8 protein-coding genes, 1 other RNA gene and 1 pseudogene are annotated in these 8,482 nt (G+C 74.3%); 5 read left to right on the top strand and 5 right to left on the bottom strand.

Annotated features, from left to right (window positions below; translation table 11 throughout):
- Positions 1 to 125: 125 nt before the first annotated feature.
- Positions 126 to 293 carry a hypothetical protein gene (locus tag ACIA6T_RS21825; RefSeq protein ID WP_399448122.1) on the bottom strand — a complete coding sequence of 56 codons (168 nt, stop codon included), beginning with the start codon at positions 291 to 293 and terminating at the stop codon, positions 126 to 128.
- 97 nt (positions 294 to 390) lie between these two features.
- On the bottom strand, positions 391 to 1,707 hold the full coding sequence (locus ACIA6T_RS21820) for a hypothetical protein (protein WP_399448121.1): 1,317 nt from the start codon (positions 1,705 to 1,707) through the stop codon (positions 391 to 393).
- A gap of 223 nt (positions 1,708 to 1,930) precedes the next feature.
- Here ACIA6T_RS21820 and ACIA6T_RS21815 point away from each other — a divergent pair, with 223 nt between their 5' ends.
- From ACIA6T_RS21815 to ACIA6T_RS21805, 3 genes are read left to right on the top strand one after another with little or no spacing between them, the layout of a single operon-like run.
- Complete coding sequence (locus tag ACIA6T_RS21815) at positions 1,931 to 2,788, top strand: Nif3-like dinuclear metal center hexameric protein (protein ID WP_399448120.1); 858 nt, start codon at positions 1,931 to 1,933, stop codon at positions 2,786 to 2,788.
- Complete coding sequence (locus ACIA6T_RS21810) at positions 2,785 to 3,528, top strand: zinc ribbon domain-containing protein (protein ID WP_399448130.1); 744 nt, start codon at positions 2,785 to 2,787, stop codon at positions 3,526 to 3,528. Before ACIA6T_RS21815 ends, ACIA6T_RS21810 begins: the two co-directional genes overlap by 4 nt.
- Before the next feature lie 12 nt (positions 3,529 to 3,540).
- Entirely contained in the window at positions 3,541 to 5,088 is a 1,548-nt protein-coding gene (locus tag ACIA6T_RS21805) for a bifunctional RNase H/acid phosphatase (protein ID WP_399448119.1), read from the top strand.
- Here ACIA6T_RS21805 and eda read toward each other — a convergent pair.
- The 3 genes and pseudogenes from eda to ACIA6T_RS21790 all read right to left on the bottom strand — a co-directional run.
- Positions 5,057 to 5,722, bottom strand: coding sequence for a bifunctional 4-hydroxy-2-oxoglutarate aldolase/2-dehydro-3-deoxy-phosphogluconate aldolase (gene eda / locus ACIA6T_RS21800; RefSeq protein ID WP_399448118.1), 666 nt, complete (start codon positions 5,720 to 5,722; stop codon positions 5,057 to 5,059). The two genes, ACIA6T_RS21805 and eda, sit on opposite strands and share 32 nt — an antisense overlap.
- Positions 5,723 to 5,787: 65 nt before the next feature.
- Positions 5,788 to 6,576, bottom strand: a complete 789-nt coding sequence (yaaA, locus tag ACIA6T_RS21795) for a peroxide stress protein YaaA (protein ID WP_399448117.1) — start codon at positions 6,574 to 6,576, stop codon at positions 5,788 to 5,790.
- A gap of 274 nt (positions 6,577 to 6,850) precedes the next feature.
- Positions 6,851 to 7,146 (bottom strand): annotated as a pseudogene (locus ACIA6T_RS21790) (MerR family transcriptional regulator); the annotation flags it as partial.
- A gap of 133 nt (positions 7,147 to 7,279) precedes the next feature.
- Between ACIA6T_RS21790 and ACIA6T_RS21785 the strand changes: the two are divergent.
- A complete protein-coding gene (locus ACIA6T_RS21785; RefSeq protein WP_399448129.1) occupies positions 7,280 to 7,846 on the top strand; it encodes a Uma2 family endonuclease in 567 nt (188 codons plus the stop codon).
- A gap of 132 nt (positions 7,847 to 7,978) precedes the next feature.
- An RNA gene (gene rnpB, locus ACIA6T_RS21780) (RNase P RNA component class A) lies at positions 7,979 to 8,409 on the top strand.
- Positions 8,410 to 8,482 lie beyond the last annotated feature (73 nt).

Raw genomic sequence — 8,482 nt, 5'->3', positions numbered from 1 at the left:
CCCCCCCCCCCCCCCCCCCCCCCCCCCCCCCCCCCCCCCCCCCCCCCCCCCCCCCCCCCCCCCCCCCCCCCCCCCCCCCCCCCCCCCCCCCCCGGCTCGGTTGCGGACCGGTGTCCGACGTGATGTCAGGCGGCCGACCCCGCGTACTCGTTCGCCTGTTCCGGCCTGCGGTGCCGGCCGCGCGGGGACGCTTCCGCGTCCTGCGTGGAGACCGGCCCCCGGTGCTTGCCGTGTCCGGCAGCGGCCTGTCCGCCCTCGGCGGACTGCGACTCGTTCGTGCTGATGTCGTTCATCGGAAGGAACTCACCCCGTAAACATGATCTTTCCTACAGCCGGGCGAGTGTAACCGGCACACCACCACCCGGATCCAGGCGGCCACGCCGACCGCCACTACTTCGTTACAAGCTGCCCCAAAGGCGCCTGCTGCAGGGGAACGGGACGGGTCGTGGAGGGGGTGTCGGGCTCGGCGTGGGGCGGGAGCAGACAGGCGGTCATGTCTCCCGAGCAGTACGGGAGCTGGGACGGAAGGTCCTCGTTCGCGGGGTCGTCGGGGGAAGGCACCCGGCCGTCCGCCACCGGCCCGGACCCGGACCCGGACCCGGTACGCACCGGGCCTTCACCGGAACCCGGAACCTCCGGACGGCCCACCGGTGGACGGACGTCCAACCCCTCCCGCCGCCGCTCCTGCCCGGGCGCCCGCAGCCCGGCCACACCGCACGGCACCGCCCCGGTGGCGTACGGCAGCCGCAGCACCCCGTCCGCGGTCCACAGCCCCGCCCCGGCCAACCACCCCGCCGGCGCCGGAAAATGATGCACCCGCCGCTCCGCCGGCCGCCACACCCCGACCCAGCTGCCGAACGCGCCGTCGACGCGCAGCGCCACCGCGCAGCCCTCCGGCGTCAGCATCTGCCCCGGCTGGATCGCGAACGGCGTGACCGTGCAGTCCGCCAGCCGCAGGCACTCCGGGAAACGCACCGGCAGCGTGCTGCCCAGCACCCCCCAGCCCAGCCGGTCCCGCCCGGGTGACGGCGCGTCCGAGCGGACCAGCAGCAGCCCGCTGTCCGGGTCGGCGAGCAGTACCCGGTCGTCGCTCCCGTCGGCGATCTGCAGCAGCGGGGACATCTCGCCGCCGCGCTCCAGGTCCACCACGACCGCCTTGGTGCGCCCGCCGGTCTCCCGGTCCAGTGCCAGCATCCGCCCCTCGCGGTCCAGCCACACCCCGCCCGAGCAGCGCCCCGGAACCTCCGCGAGCTGCTCGGGCCCGAACATGCCGCCCGCCACCAGCCACACCACCGTGGACCGCCGGCCCACGGCGAGGGCGTACGCCCGCTCCCCGCCCGGCGCGGGCGGCAGCAGCCGCAGCCGGGTGCCCTCGTCCGGGCACTCGACCGTGCCCAGCGGCAGCTCACCGGTGCCGGGGCCGGTCGGGTACAGCAGGGAGAAAACGTGCCGCCCGCCCGCCGGCCGGTGGATGAGGACCCGCCCGTCGCTCAGGGGCTGCACCTCGGTGCCGGGTTCCTCGGGCTGGTTGCCGGGCAGCGGCACCGCGTAGGGCTCGGGGCCGTCCAGGGTCCAGCGCTCCGGGAAGAAGGAGTCGCCGGCGAGGGCGAGGCGTGCGGCGTAGGAACCGTCGGTGGTGATGGCGCAGCCCGCCCGTCCGGCTCCCTCCTCGTGTCCCGCCGCAGGTTCGATGGCACAGACCGTCATCGTTCGGTCACCTCCGGTGACGAAAGTAGGTCGCGCGCGCACGGACGGTGGAGCGGTGGGCCCTCACTTCACACGTAAGGGTGCTCCAGGAACGATTCGCCTGAGGAAGAAGCGGACGTGTGCTCCATGGGTCGTGACGCCGGCCGTGACGCCGGCCGTGGCGCCGGCCGGCGAGAGCGGCGTCGGTTCGGGCGCACAAGGCCGCCCAGGTAGCCTTGGCAGCGTGCCCCGTCTGTCAGAAGTCATCGCCGCGCTGGAGAACCTGTGGCCCGCCGAGCGGGCCGAGTCCTGGGACGCGGTCGGCACCGTCGTGGGCGAGCCCGACCAGGAGGTCACGCGGGTCCTGTTCGCCGTCGACCCGGTCCAGGAGATCGTCGACGAGGCGGTGAAGCTGGGCGCCGACCTGCTGGTCACCCACCACCCGCTCTATCTGCGCGGTACGACCACGGTCGCGGCCTCCACCTTCAAGGGCCGCGTGGTGCACACGCTCATCAAGAACGACATCGCGCTGCACGTCGCCCACACCAACGCCGACACCGCCGACCCGGGAGTCTCGGACGCCCTCGCCGGCGCGCTGGACCTCAGGGTCGTACGACCCCTGGTGCCGGACCCGTCCGACCCGGACGGCCGTCGGGGCCTGGGCCGCGTGTGCGAACTCGACCACCCGCTGACCGTCCGCGACCTCGCCGCCCGCGCCGCCGAACGCCTCCCCGCCACCGCGCAGGGCATCCGCGTCGCCGGCGACCCCGACGCGCCCGTGCGTACGGTCGCCGTCAGCGGCGGTTCCGGCGACAGCCTCTTCGACCACGTCCGGGCGGCCGGCGTGGACGCCTTCCTCACCGCGGACCTGCGCCACCACCCGGCCTCCGAGGCCCGCGCCCACAGTCCCCTGGTGCTGCTCGACGCGGCGCACTGGGCCACCGAGTGGCCCTGGTGCGAGCTGGCGGCAGCCCAGCTCGACGAGATCTCCGACCGTCACGGATGGGACCTGCGGGTCCACGTCTCGAAGACGGTCACCGACCCCTGGACCGCCCACGCGGCCTCTTCCGCCACCACCGACACATCTGGAGCCCCCAACTGAACGCCGCGCCCGCCGACCAGATCCGACTCCTCGACGTCCAGGACCTCGACGTCCGCCTCCAGCAGCTCGCGCACAAGCGGAGGTCGCTGCCCGAGCACGCCGAGATCGAGTCGCTGAGCCGGGACCTCACCCAGCTGCGCGACCTGCTCGTCGCCGCGCAGACCGAGGAGAGCGACTGCGCCCGCGAGCAGACCAAGGCCGAGCAGGACGTCGACCAGGTGCGCCAGCGCGCCGCCCGCGATCAGAAGCGCCTCGACTCCGGTGCCGTCTCCTCGCCCAAGGACCTGGAGAACCTCCAGCGCGAGATCACCTCCCTCGCCAAGCGGCAGGGCGACCTGGAGGACGTCGTCCTGGAGGTCATGGAGCGCCGCGAGTCCGCGCAGGAGCGCGTCGCCGAGCTGACCGAGCGGGTCGGCTCCGTACAGGGCAGGATCGACGACGCCACCGCGCGCCGGGACGCGGCCGTCGAGGAGATCGACGGCGAGGCGGCCTCGGTGACGAAGGAGCGCGAGGTCGTCGCGGGTTCCGTGCCCGCCCCGCTGCTGAGCCTGTACGAGAAGCTGCGCGGGCAGCAGGGCGGCGTCGGCGCGGCGAAGCTGTACGCCCGCACCTGCCAGGGCTGCCGCCAGGAGCTCGCCATCACGGAGCTGAACGAGATCCGCTCCGCCGCCCCCGACACGGTGGTGCGCTGCGAGAACTGCCGGCGCATCCTGGTGCGCACGTCCGAGTCGGGGCTGTAAGGGGTCCCGGCGGTGCGGGAGTTCATCGTCGAGGCGGACGGCGGGTCGCGGGGCAACCCGGGGCCCGCGGGCTACGGGGCCGTGGTGGGTGACGCGGCGACGGGGGAGACCCTGGTGGAGGCGGCCGAGTACCTCGGTGTCGCCACGAACAACGTCGCCGAGTACCGGGGCCTGCTGGCCGGCCTGCGCGCCGCCCGCGAGCTGGACCCGGAGGCACGGGTCCACGTCCGGATGGACTCCAAGCTCGTCATCGAGCAGATGACGGGCCGCTGGAAGATCAAGCACCCGGTGATGAAGCCGCTCGCGGCGGAGGCGGCACGGGTCTTCCCGCCGGAACGGGTCACCTACGAGTGGATCCCGCGCGCCCGGAACAAGCACGCCGACCGCCTGGCCAACGAGGCGATGGACGCGGGCAAACGGGGCGAGGCGTGGTCGGCGGCGACCTCCCGGGCCGCCCTCGACCTCCCCCGCCTCGAACCGTCGGGCCCACCGGGCGACGCGGCAGCGGGCGCGGCCCGCGCCCGGGCGGCACTGGCATCGGCACCCGAGGCTCCCCCCACCGACGGGCGGCCCGCGGAGGCGGCCCCCACGCCTGGCGAGACCGCCGGTACCGAAGCCGCGTCCGGAGGTGCCACCGTTTCCGGGCCCGACGGCGTGAGAGCCGACGCGGATGTGCAGGCCGCGCGGGCAATCGGAACCGGTGCCGCACCCGCCTCCGGTGCCGACGCGGGTGTGCGAGCCGCGCGGGCGACCGGAACCGGCGTCGCACCCGAGGGCGGCACCGTCGCCGAGGCCATCGATGCCGCCTCCGGCGCGACCGGGACCGGTGCCGCACCCGAGGTCGCCGGCGCCGAAGCCAAAGCCGACGCCGGCCTCCGCGCCGCGCAAGCGGTCGCCACGCCCCGTGCCGGGTGGGCGCCCGCCGATCTGGGGCCGCCCGCCACCTTCGTACTGCTGCGGCACGGTGAGACCCCGCTGACCCCGCAGAAGCGTTTCTCGGGCAGTGGCGGCAGCGACCCCTCCCTCTCCTCCGTCGGCCGGGAGCAGGCCGAGAAGGTCGCCGAGTTCCTCGCCCGGCGCGGGACCGTCCAGGCGGTCGTCGCCTCGCCCCTCGCCCGTACGCGCGAGACCGCCGGCATCGTCGCCGTCCGTCTCGGGCTCGACGTGGCCGTGGAGGACGGGCTGCGCGAGACGGACTTCGGCGCGTGGGAGGGCCTCACCTTCGGCGAGGTCCGCGAACGCCACCCCGACGACCTGAACGCCTGGCTGTCCTCCCCGGACGCCGAACCCACCGGCGGCGGCGAGAGCTTCGCGGCCACCGCCGCCCGGGTCGCCGCCACCCGCGACCGGCTGACCGCCGAGTACCGGGGCCGTACGGTCCTGCTCGTCACCCACGTGACACCGATCAAGACCTTCGTACGCCTCGCCCTGGGCGCACCGCCCGAGGCCCTGTTCCGCATGGAGCTCTCGGCGGCGTCCCTCTCCGCCGTGGCGTACTACGCCGACGGCAACGCCAGTGTCCGCCTGTTCAACGACACCTCGCACCTGCGCCAGGACTGAGCCCCGCCGCCGCACGCGCCAGCGCCTCGACCCGCCCCCAGTCCCGGGCGGCCACCGCGTCCGCCGGAAGCATCCAGCTCCCGCCCACGCACCCCACGTTGGGCAGCGCGAGATAGTCCGGCGCGGAGTCGGGTCCGATGCCCCCGGTCGGGCAGAAGCGGGCCTGCGGAAGCGGACCGGCCAGCGACTTCAGGTACGCCGTGCCGCCCGCCGCCTGCGCCGGGAAGAACTTCATCTCCCGCACCCCCCGCTCAAGGAGCGCCACCACCTCCGAGGTGGTCGACACCCCCGGCAGGAACGGCACCCCGGACGCCCGCATGGCGTCCAGCAGTACGTCCGTCCACCCCGGGCTGACCAGGAACCGCGCCCCGGCCGCCACCGCCTCGCCCACCTGTTCCGGCGTGATCACCGTCCCGGCGCCGACCACGGCGTCCGGCACCTCACCGGCGATCGCCCGGATCGCGTCGAGCGCGGCGGGCGTCCGCAGGGTCACCTCGATCGCGGGCAGGCCCCCGGCCACCAGCGCCCGCGCCAGCGGTACGGCGTCGGCGGCGTCCTCGACGACGACGACGGGCACGACGGGGGCGAGATCCAGCACGGAGGAGGAATCCGAGGAGGGCAGGGGAGAGCGCATGGCGTCATCCTGCCCGCCACGATGCGCACTGCGCAAAGCTCATTGCACATGATGCAATGGACGGGTCAGTGCACCTCGTCCACCAGCACGTCCAGCGCCCACGCCGCCCCCGCCCTGGCCGGCGCCGTCGCCGTCGCCTCCACCTCGTACCGGAGGTCCCGCAGCGCCTCCACCAGCCCGGCGGGGTCCTCCGGCGCGGCCCCGGCCGTCAGCAGGCTCCGTACGATCCGCCCCTTGGTCGCCTTGTTGAAGTGGCTGACCACCTTCCGTGTCGGCGCGTGCAGCACCCGTACGGTCGCCGTCCGCGCCGCCACCTCGCCCTTCGGCTTCCAGGCCGCCGCGTACGCCGCCGACCGCAGGTCCAGCACCAGCCCGTTGCCGGCCGCCTCGGGCAGCACCTGAGCCATCGGCGCACGCCAGTGCCCGCCCAGCGCGCCGAGGCCGGGCAGCCTCACGCCCATCGAGAGGCGGTAGGAGGGAATCCGGTCGGTGACCCGGACCGCGCCCCACAGCCCGGAGAAGACCAGCAGGGACGCCGCCGCCCGCCGCTTCGCCGCCGCGTCCAGGGACGCCAGGTCCAGGGCGTCGTACAGCACCCCGGTGTAGATCTCCCCGGCGGGCCGCGCCCCGGCGGTCCGCAGCTCCGCGTTCTTCGCGACCTCGCCCCGCAGCCCCTCGCTCAGCCCGAGCACCTCGCGCGCCTTGTCCTCGTCACCGGTGCACAGGTCCACCAGCTCGGCCAGGGCGGCCTCCCGCGCGGCGGCCAGCCCCGGCAGCGACAGCGACTCGGGCTTCAGCGGGGCACCGCGGCCGGAAGCGGCCTTTCCCTCGGACGGCGGCAGCAGGACAAGCACACGTACTCCTTCGATCGAACTCGAAGTCAGCGTACGGCGTGTGCCGGCCGGGCCGGTCCGGCGCCGTGGAGGACGGCCGGCTCGATGCCCATGCCCGTGAAGTACCCCGCCGGTTCCAGGGAGAGCCCCCCGTGCGGCCGGGCCCGGAAGGACAGCGCACGGCGCAGGGCGGCGGGGTCCGCGGCCGCGCCCGCCGCGCCCGCCGCGCCCGCCGCGCCCGCCGCGCCCGCCGCGCCCGCCGCGCCCGCCGCGCCCGCCGCGCCCGCCGCGCCCGCCGCGCCCGCCGTTCCCGGATCGCGGCCTCCTGCCGCGCCAGGTCCTCGTCCAGCTCCGTCAGCACCTCGACGAGTTCCTTCCCCGCGTCGTCCGCGAGCACGTCCCGCACCTCGGTGAGCCCAGCCCCAGCTCGGTCAGCCGTCTGATCCGCGCCGGCACGACGGCGTGCCGCAGCCCGTGGTCCCGGTACCCGTCGCCCAGCCGCTCCGGCTCCGGCAACAGCCCCGACCGGTGGTAGTGCCGCACGGCCCGCGTGGTGACACCGACGGCCGCGGCGAGTTCTCCGATCCGCATGGCCCCAGGAGAAACGTTGACGCTGCGGCAGGGTCAAGCGAACCCAGTCGAGTGAAAGGTCCCGTCTGTCCCCCGAAGCGAGCTGTCCCTACGCCAGTCTGTCCGACGACCGAAAGCGAGGCACAGCGTCGTGATCACATACGACCCGATCTCCGAAAACCTCCTCCTGGACTGGTTCGTCGCACTGAACACCCCGGAGGGCTTCCGGGCAGAACTCGTCGAAGGGGAGTTCCTCCTCAGGCCACTGCCGGACGGGTCGCACGAGCACTGCCTCAGCCGGGTCGCGAGCCGGATCCACACCGGCTCCCGCACCGCCATGGCCTTCTCCGGGAACAAGGGCTTGAAGCTGAAGAGCGCGCACGCCTGCCCACCGGACCATGTGATCCCGGACGGCACCCTCGTCCCCGGGGACCTACGGCTCTACAGGGGAGCCGATCCCTGGATGCCCTGTGCGGGCGTCACCATGGTGGTGGAAGTGACCGATGCCAGACCCGAAATCGACCGCGAGACCAAGCCACGCTGCTACGCCCGCGGAGGCATCCCCCTTTACCTCCTCGTCGACCGCGAAGCCTCTTCGGTCACGCTGTTCAGCGACCCGGAGAAGGACGAGTACCGCGAGCGGCGCACCCGCCCCTTCGGCAAACCGATCACCCTTCCTGCCCCCTTCGGGTTCGACCTGGACACAGCCGACTTCCTCTGATCCCCTGCGGGCGGGGTGGAAGGTGACGGACGTACGGGAACAAGCCCGCCGGACCAGGGCGCGGCCCGGTCCTGGCGACGGCCGCCGCACCGGGACCCCGTCCGCGCCCGGTACCATGGTCGGCACGGCAGACGAGCCGGGCGGGCGGCCGCGTGGAGTCCCTCACGGGACTTCCCGAGGAACGTCCGGGCTCCACAGGGCAGGGTGGTGGCTAACGGCCACCCGGGGTGACCCGCGGGACAGTGCCACAGAAAACAGACCGCCGGGGCTGTTCTCTTCTCGAAGAGGGCGGTCCTCGGTAAGGGTGAAACGGTGGTGTAAGAGACCACCAGCGCCTGAGGTGACTCAGGCGGCTAGGTAAACCCCACCCGGAGCAAGGTCAAGAGGAGACGCCTCCTCGGAAGAGAAGGCGTCTCTGCGCGGACGTTCGAGGGCTGCCCGCCCGAGTCCGCGGGTAGACCGCACGAGGCCGGTGGCAACACCGGCCCTAGATGGATGGCCGTCGCCGGCGGGCCCGCGAGGACCCGCCGGAACAGAACCCGGCGTACAGCCCGACTCGTCTGCCGCCAAGCGGCTCGGCGACGCCCATGAGCACGGAGACCACAGCCGTGACTCCCGCAAGGAACCAGTACGACA

It is taken from the genome of Streptomyces sp. NPDC051740, assembly GCF_044453165.1.
GTDB classification, from domain to species: Bacteria; Actinomycetota; Actinomycetes; order Streptomycetales; family Streptomycetaceae; genus Streptomyces; species Streptomyces atrovirens.
The sequence above is the reverse complement of the archived record's forward strand: the minus strand, read 5'-3'. Positions and strand labels throughout refer to the sequence as shown.